The following is a 22,413-nucleotide window of genomic DNA, read 5'->3' on the forward strand; positions in this document are numbered from 1 at the left end:
ACGAACCTACAGCTGCTCGAGCATGGCGGTGCAGCCGGCGATCACGTCGCGGTAGGTGGCATCGAAATTGCCGGTGTACCAGGGATCGGCCACGTCGCCGGGGCGATCAGTCCAATCGAGCAAGCGCGTAATCTTGCCGTCAGGGTCGTCGCCAAAGATGCGACGCAGGCCACGCGCGTTCTCAGCATCCATATAGACAATATGGTCCCAGTCGCCATACTCCGCGCGACGCACCTGACGTGCACGATGTGCGACGACGGGAATCCCGACTTCGCGTAGCTTGGCAATGGTGCCGTGGTGTGGCGGGTTGCCGATCTCCTCGGTCGAGGTCGCAGCGGAGTCAATGACAAACTCGCCCGCGCGCCCGGCGCGCCGCACCAGCTCGGTAAACACGGACTCAGCCATCGTCGAGCGACAGATGTTCCCATGGCAGATAAACAGTACACGTTGCATATGCGGTTTCCTTTCGATCGCCATCATCGAGCTCGAGTATCGCATCTACGCCTGCGCCCTTGCCCGCCTGCGCTCCCAGTGAGCCAATTTAATCGTCACCAGCGTAAGCACCCAGGCCACAAGCGAGAACGCGGCACCCACTGCGCCTACGTGCGCAATGCCAATGCTGCTTACCACGGCGCCGCCCACTGCGGTGCCAAACGAGATGCCGACGTTAAACGCCATGGGCTCAACCGAACTTGCGAGTACCATCGACTTGGGATGGCGGCTGCGTGCCACGTCCATGAAGTGCGTGATGCACGACACCGAGAACAAGTACATGAGCAGCGCCAAGCTAAAGACAAAGGCCAGCGCGAGCGGCATGGTGCCGCCCACAGCAAACAGCCCGAGTAACGCCGCAGCCTGCAGCACGAACGTCACAAGCAGCGCCTTCATGCCAAAGCGCGCATCGATCCATCCGCCCAGGATGTTCGAGATCAGGCAGAACACGCCGTAGGCCATGAGCGTGGTACTGGCTTCGACCGTGCCCATGCCCAGCACCTGCTCAAGATAAGGCGTCACGTAGCCATAGAAAACGTAGACCGACCCCACGCCAAACAAAAAGATGAGCATGCCGGTGACGATGCTCGGCTCGCGTAGCAGACCCGCCTGCTCGCGAAAGGTGGCGGGCTCGTCGGTTTGCCCAGCGCGCGGCATAAACATCACGAGCGCTCCGCAGATCAGAACGGCAAAGGTCAGCGTGCCGTACATGGCCACGTGCCAGTCGAGCGTGTCGGCCACAAACTTGCCGATCGAAGTGACAAAGACCATTGCCACGGAAAACGCGCCGTACACCACCGAGATGGCGAGTGAGGTCTGCTGCGGGGACAGCAGCTCGGGGATATACGTCACGCCCACGGCGAGCAGTGCGCCCGAGACGGAGCCCAAGATGATGCGCGAGGCGAACAGCACTTGAAAGTTGGGTGCCAGCGCCATGACCAGATTGCCGAGCACAAAGACGATGCTATAGCACACGAGCAGTTGGTAACGACGGAAGCGCCCCGTGCTGAGCGCGAGCACCGGCGTCGCGATAGCGTAGATCAGTGCGAACACGCTAATAAGTTGGCCTGCGGTGGCAAGCGATACGCCGAGTTCCGTCGCCAAGTCACTTTCGATGCCGATGACCACGAACTCCGAACAGCCGAGCGAAAAGCCTAACAACACGAGCAGCGCCAGGCAGAGCTTGGTGCGCGCGGGGGAGAGCGCGGCGGCGGTTGACTTACTTTTTGGCGTGGTTGCGGCGGTCAAGGTTGTCACTCCAATGTCGCGTGAATAAGCGGGATTCAATCCCTGCAACTCTAACAGAATGTGACAAAGGGACAGTCTCTTTGTCACATTCGCGGCGTGGCTGCCGCCTAAACCGTCACAACATTCGATGAAAATCTCGAAATCGAGGAAAAGCGTCGAATGTTGTGACGGTTTTCGTGTCCGGCGCGGGTGAGCTTCGGTGCTGTCTGGGGGTATAAGGCTAGCAAGTGTTTATTTGCGAGGCCTAAGGGGCGCCCCGTATGGATATCGATAACTTTGAATGGTGGTATAGCGAGGGCGAGGCTCCGGACGAGGGGTGGGACGAGCCCGCGTCGCGTGACGTGTCGAGCGACGAGGACGAGACCGGCAACGACGTCGCCGCCGACTCGGACGCCGCCCTCGACCCTGTCGAGCCCCTGACCTTCGAACAAGCTTGGGCCCAGGCCGAGGCAGACGAGGCCAAGGCCGACGCTACGGCCACGCTCGGCGAGCCAGCCGACATGTCGATCTCGCCGGCAAAGACCCCGCAGCTGCGTCACACGATCGACCCCGACAGCACGGCATCCTTCAGCATTCTCGACGTGCCCTCGCAGGGCGCCCAGGCGCCCGCGCCCACACGTCGCCCCAATCTGTCTCGCGAGGAAGATGCAGGACGTCGCTCTCCGCTTGGCCCCATCCTTATCGCCTTCATGGCCGGCGTTATCGCATGCTCGGTAATTGGAAACGTCTGGAGCCATGTCGAGCAGCAGCGAAAAGACGCCGCCAAGGTCGAGATGTCTGTCGAGCAATCGCTCGGCCGCACGCGCTCGGTACATGTGTCGGTCGAGGTCAAGGACGGCGCGACGTGGGACACCGCGCGCGGCGACAGCAAAATGCTCATCCACATCGTGGGGCGCACGCTCAAAGGGCAGACGATTGACGAGTATCAATACGTCAATTCCGCTGGTGACGGCATCGAGCTCAAGCCCGGCGACTACGAGCTCACCGTCGACGAACCGCCCGTCGCCACCGACGGCACGCGCTTCCGCGCCTCAAAGCGCATGGTTCCCGTGAGCTTTAACTCGCAGGCGCCCGATACGGTCGATAGCACTCCGCAGGGCGGGTTTGACCTTTACGCTATTGCTCAATAACTGCGCCTGTCGCTCAACCCCGCCGCCAAGAGTGGGACAATAGCCCTCGACACTATTGTTTACTTTTGGAGGAAGCAGCATGTCTACCGTCACTACCATCAAGCGCGGCAGCCTCACCGCGGCCATCGATTCCATGGGCGCTCAGCTCACGAGCCTTGCCCTCAACGGCAACGAGTATCTGTGGCAGGGCGACCCCGCCTTTTGGGGCAAGCATGCGCCCATCCTGTTCCCCATTGTGGGCTCGCTGCGCAACAACACGGCGACGTCTGCGGCTGGCACCTGCGAGATGCCGCGCCACGGCCTCGCGCGCATCGTCGAGCACAAGCTGGTCGAGGTTTCGGAGGACGGCTCCTCGGTAACGTACGAGATCACCGACACGCCCGAGTCGCTCAAGGCCTTTCCGTTCCACTTTAAGCTCAACATGACCTATGCCCTGACTGGTGACGCCACACTTACCCAGACCTTTGCCGTCACCAATACCGGCGACGTGGACCTGCCGTTCTCGGTGGGCGGCCACCCCGCATTTAACGTACCTGCTCCCGGTGCCGAGGACGAGGCGTTCGAGGATTACGAGCTGGCATTTACCGAGGCTTGGACCAACGAGGCCCCCATCATCACGCCCGATGGCCTCATGACGTTCGAGGGTAGCTACAAGGCTCCCGATAACTCGGACGTGCTGCCCATCACGCACCGCAGCTTCGATAACGACGCCATCATGTTCACCGATACCCCGGGCTCCACGCTCACGCTGCGCGGCCGCAAGTCGGGCCACGGCGTCAAGATCGACTTTGAGGGCTTTAAGTACATCGGCGTGTGGTCTGCCGCCAACGACGCCCCGTTTGTGGCGCTCGAGCCCTGGACCGGTCATACCACCACGGACACCGAGGACGACGTCTTTGAGCACAAGGTCAACACCATCACCTTGGCTCCCGGCGAGACGGACAAGCGCAGCTTTAGCGTTACCTTGCTCTAGAGGTTCCGCCGCTCGGTCGATGCTGCGCGCCGTCCAGAGCGATAATTTGTCATTCAAAAGGCAAGGCATGACCAGAAGGTTTATGCCTTGCCTTTTTCATGCCTAGTCGTTGGGGACGTTCTTGTTTGACTAGTCGTTTAAGAACGTCCCCAACGACTATCAATCGTTTTCAGTTCGTAAACTTGTATATATGCATTTATATATGCATTTGCTGGAGGTAGCGCTGAGCGGTATCCTGTTAAGTCGTCAGCATACGATTCAACAGGGAAGGCAGATTATGCATTCTCCCCATCAACGCGACGCGCATCCACAGCCGGTATGCAGCCGTCGCATCTTTTTGGGTAGCGCTCTCGCTGCGAGCGCTACTGTCGTCGCCGGCACACTTGCCGGTTGCCAGCGCCCCTCCACGCTGGAAGTAGTTCAGCCCACGACGGGTGGCGGTCGCGACGACCTGTCCGATTCCGTTATCGGCAAGGATAAGATCCGCATTGGCATGGAGGCGGCCTACGCCCCGTACAACTGGCAGGTTTCCGAAGCCAGCGAGTACACCATCCCCATCGACAACGTGCAGGGCGCCTATGCCGATGGCTACGACGTGCAGATCGCCAAGATCGTCTGCAAGGCCCTCGGTGGCGAGCCCGTTGCCGTCAAGCAGAGCTTTTCGGGCCTTATCGATTCGCTCAACAACGGCCAAATCGACCTCATCATCGCCGGCATGAGCGCCACGCCCGAGCGCGAAGAGTCGGTCGGCTTCTCCGACCCGTACTTCATTGGCTACTTTGGCCTATTCGTAAAAGAGGGCTCGCCCTACCAAAACGCCACCAAGCTTAGCGACTTTAGCGGTGCCACGGTGCTCGGCCAAAAGGACACCATGCTCGACACCGTCATCGACGAGATCCCGGGCGTTGTGCACAAAAACCCGGTCGACTCCGTCCCCACGGTGTTCTCGAACCTGCTGCAGGGCACCTGCGACGCCGTGACCTACAACACCGAGAACGAGAAGGGCTATATGGCTCAAAACCCGGGCATCGTTCCCATTCATTTTGCCGAAGGCGAGGGCTTTAAGCAGGAGGTCGCGGCAAACGTCGGCTGCCGCAAGGGCTCGGACAAACTGCTTAAGCTCATCGACAAGACACTCAAGGGCATTAGCCAAGAGGAGCGCGACCAAATGTGGGACGCGTGCCTCGACCGTCAGCCGGCATAGGGAGGCAGCATGAAAACCGTCAATCGCCTGGCCTCCTTTATTAAGGCCGACCACCGTTATGTATACCTGGGCACGAGCGTTATCGCGGCGCTCGGCCTGGCGTTTAGCCAGCGCAACCCCACGCCGCTGAGCTTCTTGGCCCCCACCGGTATCTTCCAGGATTGCCTTTGGGCGATTCTTTGGGCCTGGATTGTCGTGTCGGCGGCGGCGCTGGTCACCAAGCTTATGCACTGGAGCGACTATCGCGTAAAGTCGCCGTTCGCCTCCGAGCGTTTCCGCCGCGGCGCGCGCCTGGGTAGCTATGTCGTGGTCGCCATCGCGGCGATCTTCTTTATCGACCGCTGCGTCATGTCATTTATCGACCTGGTGCAGGTGAGCATTGTCTCGGACTCCAACCCCAGCGACTTTTTGTCGAGCCTGGTCTACATGACCTACAAGAGCGGCGACTTCTTTATCCGCGGCATCGAGATCACCATCGCACTTGCGACCTTCGGTACCGTCATCGCCTTTTTCCTGGCGCTGCTCTTTGTGTTCCTGCGTATTCAGACCTTCGATCGCGTGGACAACGACCTGGTGCGCTTCTTTAAGAGCATCGGCCGCGGCTTTGCGACTGTCTACTCCACCATCGTGCGCGGCACGCCCATGATGGTCCAGGGCCTGCTCATCTATTACGCGGGCTTCACCGTTTTGCGCGGCATGGGCTTCGAGACCGCCCAGGCCAACCAGATTTGGAGTACCTTCACCGCCGGTCTCGTCACCATCTCGCTCAACTCCACCGCCTACATGATGGAGGTCCTGCGCGGCGGTATCGAGTCCATCGATCCCGGCCAGGCCGAGGCGGCGCGCTCGCTGGGTCTGTCGCAGTGGCAGGCCATGCGCAAGGTCGTGTTCCCCCAGGGCATTAAAAACGCGATTCCGGCGCTCACCAACGAGCTCATCATCAACATCAAGGATTCGTCGGTGCTCTCGGTCATCGGCGTGTTCGACCTCATGTACGCCACCACCACCGTCGCCGGCGTGTACTACCGCCAGATGGAGGTCTACTGCGTGGCGCTCGTGGTCTACCTGATCCTGACGCTCGTGGCGAGCCGCCTGCTCGAAGCCTTTGGCAAAAAACTCGGCGCCGAGGCCCCGGCAACGCTGCCCAGCTCCAACTAGGCTCAAGACGAGGAGAATCATCATGGCAGATACCGCTACTACCGGCGTTGCGGCCGCGCAAACCAAAGAGCCGCTCATCCGCGTTGAGGGCCTGCACAAGAGCTTCGGCTCGCTCGAGGTACTCAAGGGTATCGACCTGGCCGTTAGCCCCGGCGAGGTCGTCACCATCATCGGCGCCTCAGGCTCGGGTAAGTCGACGCTGCTACGTTGCCTCAACCTGCTCGAGACTCCGGACACGGGCCACATCTGGTTCCACGGTCAGGATCTCACGGCCGAGCGCTGCAACATCAACAAGCTGCGCGAGGACATCGGCATGGTGTTCCAGGGCTTCAACCTGTTCAACAATATGGACGTGCTCGACAACTGCACGCTCGCGCCCGTCACGCTCAAAAAGATGAGCAAAGATCAGGCCGAGCAGGTCGCGATGGAGCACCTGGCGAGCGTGGGACTCGAAAAATTCGCCCATGCCGCGGTTGGTCGCCTGTCCGGTGGCCAAAAGCAGCGCGTTGCCATCGCCCGCGCCCTGTGCATGAACCCGCAGATCATGCTGTTTGACGAGCCTACCTCCGCGCTCGACCCCGAGATCGTGGGCGAGGTGCTCGAGGTCATGCGCAAGCTCGCCGCCGACGGCATGACCATGGTCGTCGTCACGCACGAGATGGCTTTTGCCCGCACGGTGTCCGACCGCGTGGTCTTTATGGACAAGGGCGTGGTGCTCGAGGACGCCGCGCCGGCCGAACTCTTCGGCAACCCCAAACACCAGCGCACCCGCGAGTTCCTCTCGCGTTATCTCAACGACAAATAATGCAAGCGAACGTGGCAAAGGGACCGCCTCTTTGCCACGTTATTTTTGGAGGAAGGCATGGCCGAGGTTTGGCGCTTCTTTGCGCACGAGGATGATTTTGCCGATATCGATGAGGTCGGCGCGTGCGAGCGCCTGGGCCGCGTGCTGTCGTTTCCGACGATTTCGAGCATGGATGCCCAGACGGTGGACTGGCAGGCGTTTGACGACCTGCGCGCCTATATGCAGCAGGGCTGGCCGCGCGTGTTTGCGACGGGCGAGGTCGAGCTCATCGACCATTCGCTGCTCGTGACGCTTGCCGGCACCGACCCCGCCCTCAAGCCGGTCATGCTCATGGGCCACATGGACGTGGTTCCCGTGGTGCCGGGCACCGAGACGGACTGGACGCACGATCCCTTTAGCGGGCACGTGGACGACACCTATATTTGGGGTCGCGGCGCCATCGATATGAAAGACCAGGTTGCGGGCATCTTGGAGGCCGTTGAGTATGCGCTGGCGCACGGCTGGCAACACGAACGAACGCTGCTGCTGGCCTTTGGCCAGGATGAGGAGACCACGCAGTACGGCGCGGGTGCCATTGGTCGCGCGCTCGAGGAGCGTGGCGTTGAGCTTGAGTACCTGATCGACGAGGGCGACTATCGTATCGTTGCGGCTGCCGAGTACAGCGCAGGTGAGGGTTGGCTTATGCATGCCGATCTTGCCGAGAAGGGCTATGCCGATATCGTGCTCAGGACGAAGAGCGAAGGCGGGCATTCTTCCAACCCTTACGGCGGCACGTCGCTCGAAGTGCTCAGCCGCGCTATTGCCGCGATTTGCGATATCGAGTGGCCGGCGCGTGTGACCGACCTGCTTGCCGCGCAGCTCGTCGAGCTGGGGCTTTATACCGCAGACGAGATTGCTGCCAGCAAGGATGCCATCGTGCGCGACTGCCTCGCCAGCAAAAAGCTGTACCCGCTTGTAACCACCACCTGCGCGCCCACGCAAATCGAAGGCGGCAGTACCGGTGCCAACGTAATGCCGCAGGACATGTGGGCCAATATCAACTTCCGCATGCTCGAGGGCACGAGCGTGGCCGATGTCGTGGCCTGCTGCCGCGAGGCCGTTGCCACCGCTGGGCTCGCTGGCCGAGTCGAGGTCGAGCTGGGCCCCGGCAGCTCCGAGCCCTCGCCGTCCCCGCGCGTGGGCGGTCCGGGGCTCGAGGCCGTTCGCGCCATCGCCGCCCGCTATTTCCGTGATCCCAAGGGGACGGAGGAAAACGGATCGTCTGCGGTGAGCCAAGAGCCGATCAGCATCGTGCCCTCGACCGTGATTGGCGCAACCGATGCCGCCAACTACCAGCGCATTTGCCGCGAGTGCATCCGCTTCTCCGCCTTTGTGGTCGACGATGACGAATGTGACCGCGGCGTCCACGGCACCAACGAGCGCATCACCCGTCGCGCCTACCTCCAAGGCACCCGCTTCCTCATCGCCCTGCTCCGCACGCTCTAGAATGTGACAAAGGGACTGAGCCGATTTCATCGGTAATGAGACAAAAACTGTCATAGAAAAAGACTAAGATAGCTTAAGAGACATATGCTGGGGTTGGTATTCCTTGAACGACTGCGGGCATGTGCCAGACTGCCTCGGCCCCCGGGGAGCGCCCGGGCAGGTCGCCGTGTGACTGGGGAGGAAATTATGCAGGAGCTCAGAGAGACGACGTCTCGACTCGTGAATATTGCTACCGGGGGGGGGTGTCTAAGCAGGGAATTTCCTAGTGAATACCGGCCGCGCGAGCGGTGGTCCGTCATGTCTTATGGCCGTCGTCGCGGGCTGCGCCCGGTCTCGCCATATGTGATTGTTCTGGCCCTCGCCGTCGCGCTGACGGCGAGTTTCTTCCTGCCGCTTCGTGCCGAGGCGGCAATTTCGGACCACACGGTTCCGACGATTTCGCCTTCGGGGACAACAATCAACCTGTTTGATTACTGGGTGAATTCGGAAGATCACCTGTCGGTCAGTGGATCCGACGGCATCAACAAGGGCCACCGCTTCCAGTTCAAGGATCAGGGAGGCAGCGAGGAGCTCAACCAGTATACGAATGGCCCTTCTCCTCGCACCGGCATCGTGAACAACGTTCTTACCGGCGGTTACCCGAAACTCACCGACCGCTGGGGCAGAGAATCCCTCGGCTACCTGTTTGATTCCTCCACCCAGACGGGCAAGATATCCCATATGGGTGTGACGGGTCTGTTGCAGGTCAAGGGCGGCTACTACGAGTATGACAGCTCGCAGAACTACGCGGCGTACAACACCAATAAGAATGCATTTGATGTCTACAATGCTGCCGGTGTTAAGCAAGCGGGGGCTTCACCTCATACAGTAGGTCAGTTCTTCCCCTTCGATGCGGCCGATGAGGTATTCAAGGAGGAGAGCGGTAAACTCGTCCCGAACGGTATTACGTCGCAGAACGTCGGCAACTCGCAATATAACGATAACAAACCCCTCAACCATTATTTCGGCCTCTCCATGTCGTCGCGCTTCGTGCAGCCGACGGGTGGTAAAACGAACGCTGGCAATCCCATGACCTTTGAGTTCGCCGGCGACGACGACGTCTGGGTGTTCATTGACGATGTCCTTGTGGGCGACATTGGCGGCATCCACACCAGTGCTAAGCTGACCATCGACTTCCAAACGGGCGAGATTAAGGTTAACGATTCCCCAGACGGCACGCTGTTAAGCAAGTTCCAGGAAGCGAAGCAGGATACTACTAAGGGCTTCACTGGCAGCACCTTCGCTAACGACACCAGCCACACGCTCAAGTTCTTCTACTTGGAGCGTGGTGCCACCGACTCCAACATGAAGCTCAAGTACAACCTCGTGACGGTTCCCGAGTCCGACATTATCAAGTTCGACCAGGATGGCGGTCTGGTGGAGGGCGCTCAGTTCGCGCTGTACAAGACAGACGAGCACTTTACTGACACGACCGCTAATCCGGAAAACCTACTTGGCTCCGGCACCACGGACGCGGATGGACAACTGACGCTCACGAATGACGTGAACGACGTTATCAACTTCGATGACCTTCACAAGCAAGGTTGCCAGTACTACCTCCTGAAGGAAACGAAGGTGCCCGAGGGATACCGCTCGAGTCTCACGGCGACGGGCGGTAGCATGCAGCTCGAGTACGTGTCCGCGAGCGACAAGAATGGCGCGGGCGGCGTCATCATCAACCGCGGCGGTATGGACGAGGACAGCGACGTGTGGAAGAACGGTGCGTTCGCCGGCGCGAAGGAGACCATCACCGCGCCCAAGACTGTGTACCAGGCGAACGATGACTTGGCGCAGCCAGGCGAGCCCGTTGACATGGAGCACGGCACCCTGTTCGCAGTGGTTCTCAAGCGCGATAAAAGCAAGAACGCTGATGCTACCAATCAGAACGCCTGGTACGCCGTGTCGGGCGACCCGACGAAGGGGTACGCCCTCGCCGACACCCCGGGCGTGGCCGGCGCCATCAAGGTGGCGAAGGCGGAGCCGCATGTCTTCACGCTCAACACAAGCGGCCAATATCAGGTGGAGATTTCAGATCTGCCCGGCGACATCTCCAAGTACTACTACCTGCTGCCAGAGGCGGACCGTGCTCAGGATGTCGAATACGCGGTGGGTATCTACTACACGAAGGAAAATTCCGTTGCCAAGGCGGGGCCGGAAAACACGGTTCACGTGTTCAGCGATGACCTTCCCGATGGCAATGTGAACTTTCAGCGGCAGTTCGCCACGCGCCTGCTCGTCACGAACATCCAGAACCGCCTGTTCGTGCAAAAGACCGATACCGAGGGCAACCCCGTAGACGGCGCGAAGTTCGGCTTGTACACGGCAGATCAGGTGACGACGGACGAGAGTGGCAAGGTCGTGCTCAAGGGTGAGCAGACCCCCTATGACACCCTGAAGACGAGGTCGGTCGACAACCCGGTCGCGCTCGAAGGTGCGGGCATATTCCCGAATACGAGCGATGATAACAGGCCGCTCGTGAAAGGAACCTACTTCCTAAAGGAGGTCTCGGCGCCCAAGGGCTTCCTGCTTAACGACACGCTCACCAAGGTGATTGTGGACGATTACGGCGTCCATGCCGATGCCGGTACGGACGATGACGGCGTTTCGACGTTCGTGGGCCCGGGCGCGCTCATGAAGAGTCTGGGCCAGTTTGGCGCAGAGGGCGACATCGACAACACGCTCACGTGGATCAAGGGTGCGCGGCAGACGTCCGACGGGAGGCTCGACGGCAACGGCAACCTTTCCTGGAACAATGACGCCAAGGGCGGCGAGGATGAGGTGCGCCTCAAGTACGGCGCCAACGGACGTGTCTACCAGTATGGGCCCACCGAGGAGGGTAAACCTTATCGCTTGGAGACCGAGACGGGCTGGATACGTATGGGCATCACGCAGGACGAGCAGCCCAAGGGGACCACGTCGAAAGGTGCCCGCGCCGATCTGCGTGGCATGAACCTGAACGCCCTGTTCACGGGCGCCACCTGCGTGCGCGTGGCGAACAAACGCGAGGCGAGCCTCGAGGTGACGAAGAAGGTTGACGTGGCCGCTGGCCTGACGGGCAATAAGGACGCGAAGTTCACCTTCAAGTTCACCGTGCCCGAGGGGAAGACCTACAAGGCTGCAGTGTTCAAGAACGCTGGGGCCGGAAAGCAAGCCGGCGACGTGTTCGATTTGAAGAACGGCGACACCCATGCTATCAAGGCCGACGAGACGATTCGCGTGTACGGTCTTGGCGAGGGCGACGAGTACGCGGTGCAGGAGCTGACCGGCGCAGACAAGATGCCCGCGGGCTATAAGCTGACCGGCCGCAAGCAGGGTACCACGAATCTGACCGGCGCAGGCGATAGTATCACCGGTGAGATCGAGAAGCAAAAACCCGACGGCACGTTGGCCGAAGCCAACAAGCTGGTGTTCACAAACACCTACAAGGCGGAAGCTAGCGACGAACTGACCCCGCAGGTAACGAAGAAGGTCTCCGGTGTTGAGAGCACGGAGAAGGCGTTCTCGTTCACGCTGACCGCCACGGAAGAGACGCAGAAGCAGATCGATGATGATGACCTCAAAGTCTCGGATGCTCTGGCGGGCAATGAGCATGCCGAGTCCAAGGCCACGAGTGGCAAGATCATCAAGGACAAGGGCCAGACGGTCGACTTCTCCGGCATGAAGTTCAACAAGGCAGGCGACTACACGTTTACTCTCACCGAGGCCCACGGGGAAGATGACGATCCTAATACGACTGGTGTGCAGAACACTGGTTGGACGATGGACGATTCCACCTACACCGTCACGGTGAAGGTTGAGGACAAGAATGCCAAGCTGACTGTCGCAGGCGTGACGGTGAAAAAGGACGGCGATGATAAGAGCGAGACGCTTGAGGTCAAGAACGGCCAGGTGAACCTCGCCACCTTCACCAACAGCTATGCTGCGAAGGGTTCCGTGACCCTGGCGGCGAAGAAACGCTTTACGGGCGGTGCGCTCGCGGGGAACGACTTCTCGTTCGCTCTGTACAAGGGTGACAAGGCGGAAGGCACGCCCATTGAGACCGTCACGAACGACGAGAAGGGCAACATTACCTTCCAGCCCATCAACTACACCGAGGCAGGTGACCACGACTACGCCATCAAGGAGGTGAAGGGCGCCGACCCGACCGTCGTCTACGACGCGAAGGACGTGAAGGTCCACGTCAAGGTCACCGATAACAAGAACGGCACGCTGGGCGCAACCGTCACCTACGGCGGCGATGAGGCCGTGCCGACCTTCACCAACGTAAAGCCGACGACGGACGTTACCGTCGAGGCCAAGAAGGCCCTCGCGGGCAAGGAGCTGACGGACGGCGCGTTCGCCTTCGGCCTGTACCAAGGCGACACGTCCGCGGGTAATCCCGTCAAGATCGTCCTGAACGACAAGGAGGGCAAGATCAATCTTGCCCTCACCGGTCTGACCATCGGCGAGTACGACTACAAACTCAAGGAGGAGAACGTCGGTGCCGATCCGACTATCACCTACGACACCAAGGCGGTGAAGGTTCACGTCTCGGTGAAGGCGGAGGGCGACAAGGCGAAGGCGACCGTCACCTATGACGGCAAGAACGATGCCCCGACCTTCACTAACAAGTACCAGCCCGCCGAGACCTCGGTGGCGCTCACGGCGAAGAAGGCCTATGTGAAGTCCGACAACACGCAGGCCACGCTCAAGGGCGGCGAGTTCACCTTCGACCTGTACGAGGGTGATCTGACGGCTGAGCAGCTGAAGGGCAAGCAGCCCATCCAGACCGCTAAGAACGGCGAGGACGGCACCGTTACCTTCCCGGCCATCAACTACACCAAGGCCGGCGAGTACAAATACACTATCGTGGAGCAGAAGGGCGACCTGTCCCACGTGGTCTACGACGATGCGGTTCACCACGCCGTGGTGAAGGTCGTGGACAACGCCGGCCAGTTGGAGGCGAGCGTCACCTACGATGACGGCAAGACGGTCGCCCCCACCTTCACGAACACCTACACCGCAAAGGGATCCGTGGAGCTGACGGCGACCAAGATCGTTGCGGTCGCGCCGGGCTTCACGCACGACACCAAGCTGAAGGGCGGCGAATACACGTTCGAGCTGAAGGACGCCGACGGCAAGGTGCTCGGCACCACGACGAACAAGGCCGATGGCACGGTGAAGTTCACGCGCAAGTTCACGCTCTCCAACCTGGGCGGCGCTGCGAGCAAGGACTTCACCTACACCATCGCGGAGAAGCCGGGCACGGAGCCGGGCATGGTCTACGACACCCATGCGCTCATCTACAAGGTGACGGTTGCGGACGATGGCACCGGCTCGCTGACGGCCACACCGCAGGTAACGAGTGGAGACAAGACCTTCACGAACACGTACCACCCGAAGGAGACCTCGGTAACGCTCAAGGCGACGAAGCGCTTCACGGGTGGCGAGCTCGCAGGGGGCGACTTCACGTTCCAGCTGCTCGACAAGGATGGCAACGTGATCCAGACCGTCCAGAATGACAAGGACGGCAAGGTCGCCTTCCAGGCAATCAGCTACGACACGCCGGGCGATCACGACTACACCATCAAGGAGGTTGCCGGCAACGACCCGACCGTCGTGTACGACACGAAGGACGTGAAGGTCCACATCAAGGTCTCCGATGAGAAGGGCGAGCTAAAGGCGACCGCCACCTACGACGGCGAGGCCGACGTTCCGACCTTCACCAACTCGAAGCCGACGACGGACGTTACCGTCGAGGCGACGAAGATCCTCACGGGCAAGGACCTGACGGCCGACGCGTTCACCTTCGGCCTGTACGACCAGGCCGGCAACGAGGTCGCCAAGGGCACCAACGACCGGGGCGGCAAGGTCGAGCTGGCCGTCAAGAACCTGAACCTGGGCGAGTACGACTACACGCTCAAGGAGGAGAAAGCCGGCCAGACCGTCGACGGCGTGGCCTACGACGCCAAGGAAGTCAAGGTCCACGTCAAGGTAGAGCAGAACCAGGGCGACAACAACAAGACGAAGGTGACCGTCACCTATGACGGTGCCGCTACGGCTCCCACCTTCAACAACACCTACGACGCAAAGGGTTCCGTAATCCTGACGGCGACCAAGACCATCAAGGTTGCGGACGGCTTCGACCACACGACGAAGCCCGCGGACGGCGAGTTCACCTTCGACCTGAAGGACGCTGCCGGCAACGTGCTCGACACCGCGAAGAACGATGCAAACGGCAAGGTCAGCTTCACGCGCGAGTTCCAGCTCTCCGACTTGGACGGCGCCGCGAGCAAGGACTTCACCTACACCATCGTGGAACAGTCGGGCACGGAGCCGGGCATGGTCTATGACAGCCATCCCCTCACCTATACGGTGACGGTCGCGGACGGCGGGAACGGAGCACTGAATGCGAAGGCGATCGTGACGAGCGCATCCGGCTCGGATACCTTCACCAACACCTACCAGCCGGCCGCGACCGGCCTGGCCCTCGGTGCGCAGAAGAGCTATGTGAAGAAGGACGACAACACGCCGATCGTCCCCAAGTGCGGCGAGTTCACCTTCGATGTGTACGAGGGCAACCTGACGGCTGAGCAGCTTGCCGGGGCCAAGCCCGTCCGGACCGCGACCAACGGCGCGGACGGAAGTGTTAACTTCGACGCCTTCTCCTACGCGAAGCCGGGCACGCACGAGTACACCATCGTGGAGCGGAAGGGTGATCTGGCCTACGTGACCTACGACGCCGCGGTGCACCATGCCGTGGTGACGGTTGCGGACAATGCCGGCACGCTGCAGGCGAGCGTCGCCTACGACGGCACGAATGTCACGAAGCCCAGCTTCACCAACACCTACGAGGCACAGGCGACGGACTCCGGCGCGATCGCCCTCACCAAGAGCGTTGACGTGCACGACGGCAGCTATCAGCTAAAGGCGGGAGACTTCGCCTTCGAGCTGGTGGGGTCTGACGGCTCGGTGATCCAGACCCAGAAGAACGATGCGCACGGCAAGGTTGCCTTCGACAAGCTGATCTTCGACCATGCGGGCACCTTTACCTACACGGTCCGCGAGGTGCAGCCGACGGGGGACGCGCCGGGCGTGCCGGGCGTGACCTACACCGGCAAGACGTACACCCTGACCTACGTGGTGAAGGACAACAACGACGGCAAGCTGGCGGTAGAGAGCTCCACGGCGAAGCCGAGCAAGGGCACCGAGAACGGCGTCACCCCCAACACCATGACGTTTGCGAACAGCTACCAGCCGGGCGCGACCTCCTACCAGATCTCCGGCATCAAGGTGCTTGAGAATACCGATTCGGCCACCATGCGGACGCCCGCCGATGGCGAGTTCACGTTCGCGCTGATTGACGCGGCCACCGGGCAGGAGATTGACCGGACCACGAACGCGGGTATCGCGTTTACCTTCAAGGCCATCTCGTACACTGCGACTGGTTCGCATACGTACCAGGTGAAGGAGGTTGCGGGCCAAGATGGCACCATCACTTACAGCGATGCGGTGTTGGATGTGACGGTGAGCGTGACCGACGACGGCAGCGGCCAGCTGACCGCGACGGCGAACAAGACGGCCGCGGATCTGACCTTCACCAACACCTACACGCCGACGGCAACGACGGCGACGATTACCGGAACGAAGGCCCTGACCGGCCGCGACCTGGCCGAGGGCGAGTTTTCCTTCGACCTGAAGGACGCCGCCGGCAACGTGGTCCAGACGGTGCAGAACGGCGTCGACGGCACGTTCAACTTTGCGCCGCTGCAGCTGGACAAGGCGGGGACGTATGTCTATACCGTCTCCGAGCAGGTCGGCGCGGCGACGAACGGCGTCACCTACGACACGACGGTCTTTACCGCGACGGTGACGGTGACGGAGAATGCGGAGACGCACGCGCTGGAGGCGCAGGTTGCCTACAGCACGGGCGGCAAGGCTGCGGATGCGGTGGCGTTCAGCAACAGCTACGCGCCGGCCGCGACTGAGGTGAAGCTGGGGGCCTCCAAGGTGCTGAGCGGCAAGGACCTGAAGGAAGGGCAGTTCTCCTTCCAGCTGAAGGATGCCGACGGCAAGGTGCTGCAGACCGCCAAGAACGCGGCGGACGGCACGGTGGGCTTCAAGGCGATCTCGTACGACAAGCCCGGAACGTACGGCTACAGCATCTCCGAGGTGAACGACGCTCAGAAGAACGTGACGTACGACGCGGCCGAGCACCAGGTAACGGTGACGGTGACGGACGACGGCGCGGGCCATCTGGTGGCGACGGTAACCTATGACGGTGACGTGGCGCCGGTGTTCAAGAACACGTACACGCCGCCGACCACCCCGCCGGTCAACCCGCCGACGGAGCCGCCCACCAACCCACCGGTGTCGAAGGAGGAGAAGCCGGGTCTGCCGAACATGGGCGATACCAGCTTGTCGCCGATGGCCCTGGGTGGCATCGCGGGCGGCGCAGTGGTGCTGATCGCCACAGGTGTGATCCTGCGGCGCCGGAACCGGTAGCTGCGGCTGCCGAGAAGGGCTTTGATTGAGGGTGGGTGGTCGCAGGGCGCGGCCGCCCGCCCTTTTCGGTGAAAGGCTATGTTAGCCCGCCGTTTGCACGCGATTATGATTCTGCAGCTCCTAAGCGCGCCGCGCCCTCTAGAAGTCCGGAAAAGCTGCACGAAGCGGCTATCTGGACCCGGAAAAGCTGCAAATCTAGGCCAAATACACCCGGAAAAGCTGCAAAAGTTGGTAAAATCCATCCTGAAAAGCTGCAAACAGCAGGTGAAGGATGGTGCGTAGTGTGCTGAAGCGAAAGATGCTCGACACCCTCCGTTCGTGGCGGGCGGAAAAGGGCGCCGAATGCCTTCTCATCAAGGGCGCGCGACAGGTTGGCAAGTCGTACATAGTCGCCGAGTTCGGGCGGCAGGACTACGAAAGCTTCATCTCCATAGACTTCATTGGGTCCCCGGACCTTAAGCGGGTGTTCGATGGCCCAATCGATGCCGACTCGATCTACCGGCAGATATCGCTCGTCGTGCCCGGCGTGCGCTTTGTTCCAGGACGAACGCTTCTTTTCCTCGACGAGATTCAGGAGTGCCCGCGTGCTCGCGCTGCGCTTAAGTATCTCGCTCTCGACGGCAGGTGCGATGTCGTTGCGTCGGGCTCGCTTCTGGGCATTCGGTTCAAGGAGGAGGCTGCGCTCGCCTCCATTCCCGTTGGGTACGAGCGAGAGGTCGAAATGGGCCCCCTCGATTTCGAGGAGTACCTTTGGGCGCGCGGGTATGGGGAGGACGATATCGCCAATTTGCGGGAATACTATGAGTCGTTGATGCCCGTGCCCGTTGCGGTGAATCAGAAGATGATGCAGATGCTGCGCGAGTACCTCGCGGTCGGCGGTATGCCTGCGGTGGTGGACGCCTTTGCGCGGACGGGCAACTTCGCCGTTGCTTTCGACGAGCAAAGCAGGCTGCTCGCCTCGTATCTCGACGACGTGGCTCGATACGCGCAAGCCCCCGAGCGCGTGCGTGCGCGGGCGTGCTTTGAATCGTTGCCGCGCCAGCTCGCAAAGGAGAATACGAAGTTCCAGTATTCCGTGGTCGAGAACAGGGGAACGGCGCGCAAATTTGGCTCGTCCGTGGATTGGCTCGTGGGAGCAGGTATGGTGCGACGGTGCCAGTCGGTGAGCGCCACCCAATTCCCTCTTGCCGCCTATGAAGACGGGACGAAGTTTCGCCTCTATGCTGCCGATACGGGCGTGCTCATGGCCATGTACGGCTTCGAAATGCTGGAGGCGGTGGTGAACAACAAGCTCGCGGGTCCCATGAAGGGCGGCCTCTACGAGAACCTGGTCGCCTGCATGCTTTCGGCGCGGGGTGTGGCTCTGCGTTATTGGCGGTCGCAGAAGGGCGATAGGGAAATAGAGTTTCTCGTCGACTCGCCCGACGCGAGCGTTGTGCCCATTGAGGTGAAGGCCTCGCGCGGATCTACGGTATCGCTCAACGACATGCTCGAGCGGCAGGACGTGAACCTTGGGTACAAGCTGATAGACGGTAACGTCGGCCGAGACGGCAAAAAGGTGACGCTTCCGCTATATATGGCCATGTTCTTGAAGTAGAGCCTTGCGTTGGCGGACTGTCCCTTTGTCGGATTCCGTGCGGGTTATATGCAGGTTTGCCTGCGCACGCTATCATATATGGGTTAGACCGCAACTATGTACCCCATACGCGAAGGGATGCGCATGTATCTGAAGATCGACATGCTCTAGCTGGACTTACCCCCGCAGCGGCGTCCCGCGCCCCATCAATTCTGCCGATTTTCGCCTTCACGCATATAAAGGAGTCCGTCATGCGCGACAAGCTCGAAAAGATCATCAAGGCCTACGAGGAGCTCGAGAAGAAGCTCTCCGACCCGGCCGTCGCCTCCGATATCAAGGAGTTCACGCGTCTCAACAAGGAGTACGCGCACCAGTCCGACCTCATTGCCGCCTCGCGCGAGTACATCGGCGCGCTCGATGACATCGAGGCTGCCAAGGAAATGCTGCACGATACCACCGATGCCGATGAGAAGGAGATGCTCCAGATGGACATCTCCGAAAACGAGGCCAAGCTTCCCCAGCTCGAGGAAGACATCAAGTACATGCTCATCCCGAGCGACCCCAACGACGACAAGAACACCATCGTCGAGATCCGCTCCGCCGCCGGTGGCGACGAGGCGGCCATCTTCGCCGGCGATCTGTACAAGATGTACCAGCGCTTTTGCGAGTCGCGCGGCTGGAAGACTACCGTGCTCGATTCCAGCCCCAGCGAGGCCGGTGGCTTTAAGTCCATCGAGTTCAAGGTCGAGGGCGACCGCGTCTACTCCGTCATGAAGTTCGAGTCCGGCGTGCACCGCGTCCAGCGCGTTCCCAAGACCGAGTCCCAGGGCCGCATTCAGACCTCCACGGCTACCGTCGCCGTACTTCCCGAGGCCGAGGAGATCGACGTCCAGATCAACCAGTCCGACCTGCGCATCGACACCTACTGCGCCTCCGGCCCTGGCGGTCAGTGCGTTAACACCACCTACTCCGCCGTGCGCATCACCCACCTGCCCACCAACACCGTGGTGCAGTCGCAGGAGCAGCGTTCCCAGATCCAGAACCGCGAGGTCTGCATGCAGATGCTGCGCGCCCGTCTGTACGAGATGGAACTCGAGAAGCAGCAGGCCGAGCTCGGTGCCGAGCGCCAGAGCCAGATCGGCCACGGCAACCGTTCCGAGAAGATCCGTACCTACAACCAGCCCCAGGACCGCGTGACCGATCACCGCATCGGTTTCAACTCCACCTACAACGGCGTCCTTCTGGGCGATCAGCTCGGCACCGTCATCGAGGCGCTCGCCGCCGCCGAGCGAGCCGAGAAGCTGGCACAGGCCGTTTAGGTTACGGCGTTCTACGAACGCCGTAACCGGCCGACGCTGCGCGCCACCCAGAACGACAATTTGTCATTCAAAAGGCAAGGCATGACCAGAAGGTCTATGCCTTGCCTTTTTCATGCCAACTTGTTCGTTCTGGGCGGCGCTCGCTGTCCGTCCTCTACCTACGGCGTTGTCTTGCTCCGGATGCGGCAGTTAGTGGTAGTCATTCTGATCCGTAGGGGACGGAGGAAAACGGATCATTTTGGTAAATTGCTATGTGGGTTTATTTAGGTTGACTTGGTAGTCTATGGGCCATTTACCTGCTTAAAGCGTCGGTCGATTACCAAAATAATGCTCAAAAAATCGTCCAAGAAGTCGCGAGCCATTTTTTGACGCGTCGTGCGTCAAGTGATTTGGCAAGTGTTTGGTTGGATATTGGTCAGTTTTGGGGCCACCTTGCCAAAAGCTTGACGGATGCAAATCTAGACGTCGACAAATGAGCACTTCGATTGCGCCGCGAGCAAAAATCTGGGCTGATTCTCGATAATCGCTTCCAATCGTCCCTTACCGCGTGCCACCCTCGCGTACAATCTGCTCCGACATTCACGCGCCGCCTGGCGCTCAAGAGGGGAGGACCCCATGGCAAACGAGATCTGGACCATCAAGCGTTGTCTCGAGTGGACCAAGGAGTACCTGGCCGAGCGCGGCGAGGAGCATCCCCGTCTTTCTGCCGAGTGGCTGCTGTGCGCGGCTACGGGCCTGGCGCGCATCGACTTGTATATGCGCATGGACGAGACGCTCGACGCGGTCCAGCTCGAGACCATGCATGCGGCTGTCGTCCGCCGCGCCAAGGGCGAACCGCTGCAGTACATCACGGGTAGCACGCAGTTCCGCATGATCGACGTAGCGTGCGCCCCCGGCGTGCTCATCCCGCGCCCCGAGACCGAGATGCTCGTCGAGGAAGTTCTGAACTATCTGGATGCCGAGGTGCTGAGCCCCGAGGCCGCCGCCCGTCAGCGCGTGGAGTTGCCCTGGAACGATGAAGTCGAGCAGGCCCGCAAGGCCGAGGCAGCACTGGCCGATGAACGCGCGACTGCCGAGCGCCGTGCCGCCAACCTCACGGCTGCCGACGAGGCGGCGCTGGGCAGCGACGTACTTGGCAGCCGCGCCTATGCCGAGGAGCTGGCCGATCGCGAGGCCGAGGAAGCCGCCGCGCGGGCAGCAGAAAGCGAAGCAGCAGAAGCCGAGGCCATGGAAGCCCCCGAGCCCGAGCTCGACGAATACGGCATTGCCATCGAAGGCGACGACCAGGAGACGACCTCCGCGCAGAACGCCGCCGAGGCCACCGAGCCCGCTCCCGCCGAGCCCCGCGTCGCCCGCGTCCTCGAGGTCGGCTGCGGCACGGGCTGTATCTCGCTCTCGCTTGCCTGGGAGCGCCGCGGCCACGTCACCTGCACCGCTACCGATATCGAGCCGCGCGCCATCGACCTGGCAACCAAAAACCGCGACGCCCTAGGTCTCACGGCAGACGAGGTCGCATTCAGCCTCACCAACCTGGTAAGCTCGATTCCCCGCGAAGAGTGGGGCACCTTCGACGTCCTCGTCTCCAACCCTCCGTACATTCCCACCGACGTCATGCGCTCGCTGCCGCACGAGGTCAAGGATTTTGAGCCCGACCTGGCGCTCGAAGGCGGTGCCGACGGCCTCGACATCTTCCGCCGCTTGCTCAACGCGGCGCCCTACATGTTGCGCGCCGGTGGCCTCTTTGCCTGCGAGCTCTACGAGGGCGCTCTCGACGCCGCCGCCGAGCTCTGCCGCCAAGCGGGCCTGTCGGATGTGCGCATCGTCCGCGACCTCACCGATCGTCCCCGCATCGTCCGAGCCGTCGTCACGGAGCCCAAACAGCGTCAGTAATATTTATTAACTGATTCATTTCTAATTATAAAGCAATTTATAATTATCTCGGTTGGTAGCTGGTAGCCGAGGGGGTCATAATGAAACAACGATTTACCTATGACTGCGTTCTCATAAAAGAAGACGACGGTTACTGTGCCAGCTTCCCGCAGGTCCCCGGGGCCTTTGCCGATGGCGATACACGCGAAGAAGCAATAGCTCATGCCATCGAGGCGCTGATGGCGTTTTTGGCCGACGATCTTAACAATGGTCGGGCTCCGGCTGGGTACGAGCGTTCGGCCGAGGTCGTGGCCCTTTCAGTCGAAATCGACCACGAGGACGCTCGGGAAGCGGCGTGTCGAACGTTTAAGGACGCGGCGGCGGACCTCAGGGTTTCCGCACCGCGAATCACTGCGCTGGTCAAAGCCGGCAAACTCGATGTTGAGCTTGTCGACGGCCGTCGGATGATTACGATCGACAGCATCGAGCGTTACGCCGCTCAGGAACGCCATGCCGGCAGGCCAAAGAAGTTCGTCGCAGTCCAATAACCCCTCGTTGCCTACTGATCTCGGGCTTCACTTCTGCAAAAAAGACCCTTCGAGCCTATTTCCGCTCTTGCAATATACCGTAA

13 protein-coding genes are annotated in these 22,413 nt (G+C 61.0%); 11 read left to right on the plus strand and 2 right to left on the minus strand.

Annotated elements, in window-relative coordinates; all coding sequences use genetic code 11:
• Positions 1-6 precede the first annotated feature (6 nt).
• Together AAA021_RS07750 and AAA021_RS07755 are read right to left on the minus strand one after the other, a co-directional pair.
• A complete protein-coding gene (locus tag AAA021_RS07750; protein ID WP_349088746.1) occupies positions 7-453 on the minus strand; it encodes a low molecular weight protein-tyrosine-phosphatase in 447 nt (148 codons plus the stop codon).
• Positions 454-498: 45 nt separating this feature from the next.
• Complete coding sequence (locus tag AAA021_RS07755) at positions 499-1,749, minus strand: MFS transporter (protein ID WP_253279170.1); 1,251 nt, start codon at positions 1,747-1,749, stop codon at positions 499-501.
• Positions 1,750-2,000: 251 nt separating this feature from the next.
• Here AAA021_RS07755 and AAA021_RS07760 point away from each other — a divergent pair, with 251 nt between their 5' ends.
• The 11 genes from AAA021_RS07760 to AAA021_RS07810 all read left to right on the plus strand — a co-directional run bounded on the left by AAA021_RS07760 (position 2,001) and on the right by AAA021_RS07810 (position 22,330).
• Positions 2,001-2,870, plus strand: a complete 870-nt coding sequence (locus AAA021_RS07760; protein ID WP_349088748.1) for a hypothetical protein — start codon at positions 2,001-2,003, stop codon at positions 2,868-2,870.
• A 79-nt stretch (positions 2,871-2,949) separates the two neighbouring features.
• Positions 2,950-3,843 carry an aldose 1-epimerase family protein gene (locus AAA021_RS07765; RefSeq protein WP_349088750.1) on the plus strand — a complete coding sequence of 298 codons (894 nt, stop codon included), beginning with the start codon at positions 2,950-2,952 and terminating at the stop codon, positions 3,841-3,843.
• Between the two features lie 277 nt (positions 3,844-4,120).
• The gene (locus AAA021_RS07770; protein ID WP_349088752.1) at positions 4,121-5,047 is read left to right on the plus strand and encodes a transporter substrate-binding domain-containing protein; all 927 of its coding nucleotides are present in this window, start codon (positions 4,121-4,123) and stop codon (positions 5,045-5,047) included.
• Between the two features lie 9 nt (positions 5,048-5,056).
• Entirely contained in the window at positions 5,057-6,205 is a 1,149-nt protein-coding gene (locus AAA021_RS07775) for an amino acid ABC transporter permease (protein WP_349088754.1), read from the plus strand.
• Between the two features lie 22 nt (positions 6,206-6,227).
• Positions 6,228-7,010, plus strand: a complete 783-nt coding sequence (locus AAA021_RS07780; RefSeq protein WP_349088755.1) for an amino acid ABC transporter ATP-binding protein — start codon at positions 6,228-6,230, stop codon at positions 7,008-7,010.
• A gap of 57 nt (positions 7,011-7,067) precedes the next feature.
• A complete protein-coding gene (locus AAA021_RS07785) occupies positions 7,068-8,495 on the plus strand; it encodes a M20/M25/M40 family metallo-hydrolase (protein ID WP_349088757.1) in 1,428 nt (475 codons plus the stop codon).
• Between the two features lie 297 nt (positions 8,496-8,792).
• Complete coding sequence (locus AAA021_RS07790; protein ID WP_349088759.1) at positions 8,793-17,018, plus strand: FctA domain-containing protein; 8,226 nt, start codon at positions 8,793-8,795, stop codon at positions 17,016-17,018.
• 283 nt (positions 17,019-17,301) lie between these two features.
• Positions 17,302-18,615: an ATP-binding protein gene (locus AAA021_RS07795; RefSeq protein WP_349088760.1), complete on the plus strand. Its 1,314-nt coding sequence runs from the start codon at positions 17,302-17,304 to the stop codon at positions 18,613-18,615.
• 230 nt (positions 18,616-18,845) lie between these two features.
• Positions 18,846-19,913 (plus strand): peptide chain release factor 1, encoded by a 1,068-nt coding sequence (gene prfA, locus AAA021_RS07800; protein ID WP_055252487.1) that lies wholly within the window; start codon positions 18,846-18,848, stop codon positions 19,911-19,913.
• 615 nt (positions 19,914-20,528) lie between these two features.
• Positions 20,529-21,803 (plus strand): HemK/PrmC family methyltransferase, encoded by a 1,275-nt coding sequence (locus AAA021_RS07805; RefSeq protein WP_349088762.1) that lies wholly within the window; start codon positions 20,529-20,531, stop codon positions 21,801-21,803.
• An 80-nt stretch (positions 21,804-21,883) separates the two neighbouring features.
• A complete protein-coding gene (locus AAA021_RS07810) occupies positions 21,884-22,330 on the plus strand; it encodes a type II toxin-antitoxin system HicB family antitoxin (protein ID WP_117746946.1) in 447 nt (148 codons plus the stop codon).
• Positions 22,331-22,413 lie beyond the last annotated feature (83 nt).

This window comes from Collinsella sp. CLA-JM-H32 (genome assembly GCF_040098165.1).
Taxonomy (GTDB): Bacteria; Actinomycetota; Coriobacteriia; order Coriobacteriales; family Coriobacteriaceae; genus Collinsella.

Coding starts and splice junctions, on each gene's coding strand:
- AAA021_RS07760 (WP_349088748.1), top strand. CDS start 2,001: ATGGATATCGATAACTTTGAATGGTGGTATAGCGAGGGCGAGGCTCCG.
- prfA (WP_055252487.1), top strand. CDS start 18,846: ATGCGCGACAAGCTCGAAAAGATCATCAAGGCCTACGAGGAGCTCGAG.
- AAA021_RS07805 (WP_349088762.1), top strand. CDS start 20,529: ATGGCAAACGAGATCTGGACCATCAAGCGTTGTCTCGAGTGGACCAAG.
- AAA021_RS07770 (WP_349088752.1), top strand. CDS start 4,121: ATGCATTCTCCCCATCAACGCGACGCGCATCCACAGCCGGTATGCAGC.
- AAA021_RS07810 (WP_117746946.1), top strand. CDS start 21,884: ATGAAACAACGATTTACCTATGACTGCGTTCTCATAAAAGAAGACGAC.
- AAA021_RS07750 (WP_349088746.1), bottom strand. CDS start 453: ATGCAACGTGTACTGTTTATCTGCCATGGGAACATCTGTCGCTCGACG.
- AAA021_RS07790 (WP_349088759.1), top strand. CDS start 8,793: ATGTCTTATGGCCGTCGTCGCGGGCTGCGCCCGGTCTCGCCATATGTG.
- AAA021_RS07775 (WP_349088754.1), top strand. CDS start 5,057: ATGAAAACCGTCAATCGCCTGGCCTCCTTTATTAAGGCCGACCACCGT.
- AAA021_RS07780 (WP_349088755.1), top strand. CDS start 6,228: ATGGCAGATACCGCTACTACCGGCGTTGCGGCCGCGCAAACCAAAGAG.
- AAA021_RS07765 (WP_349088750.1), top strand. CDS start 2,950: ATGTCTACCGTCACTACCATCAAGCGCGGCAGCCTCACCGCGGCCATC.
- AAA021_RS07785 (WP_349088757.1), top strand. CDS start 7,068: ATGGCCGAGGTTTGGCGCTTCTTTGCGCACGAGGATGATTTTGCCGAT.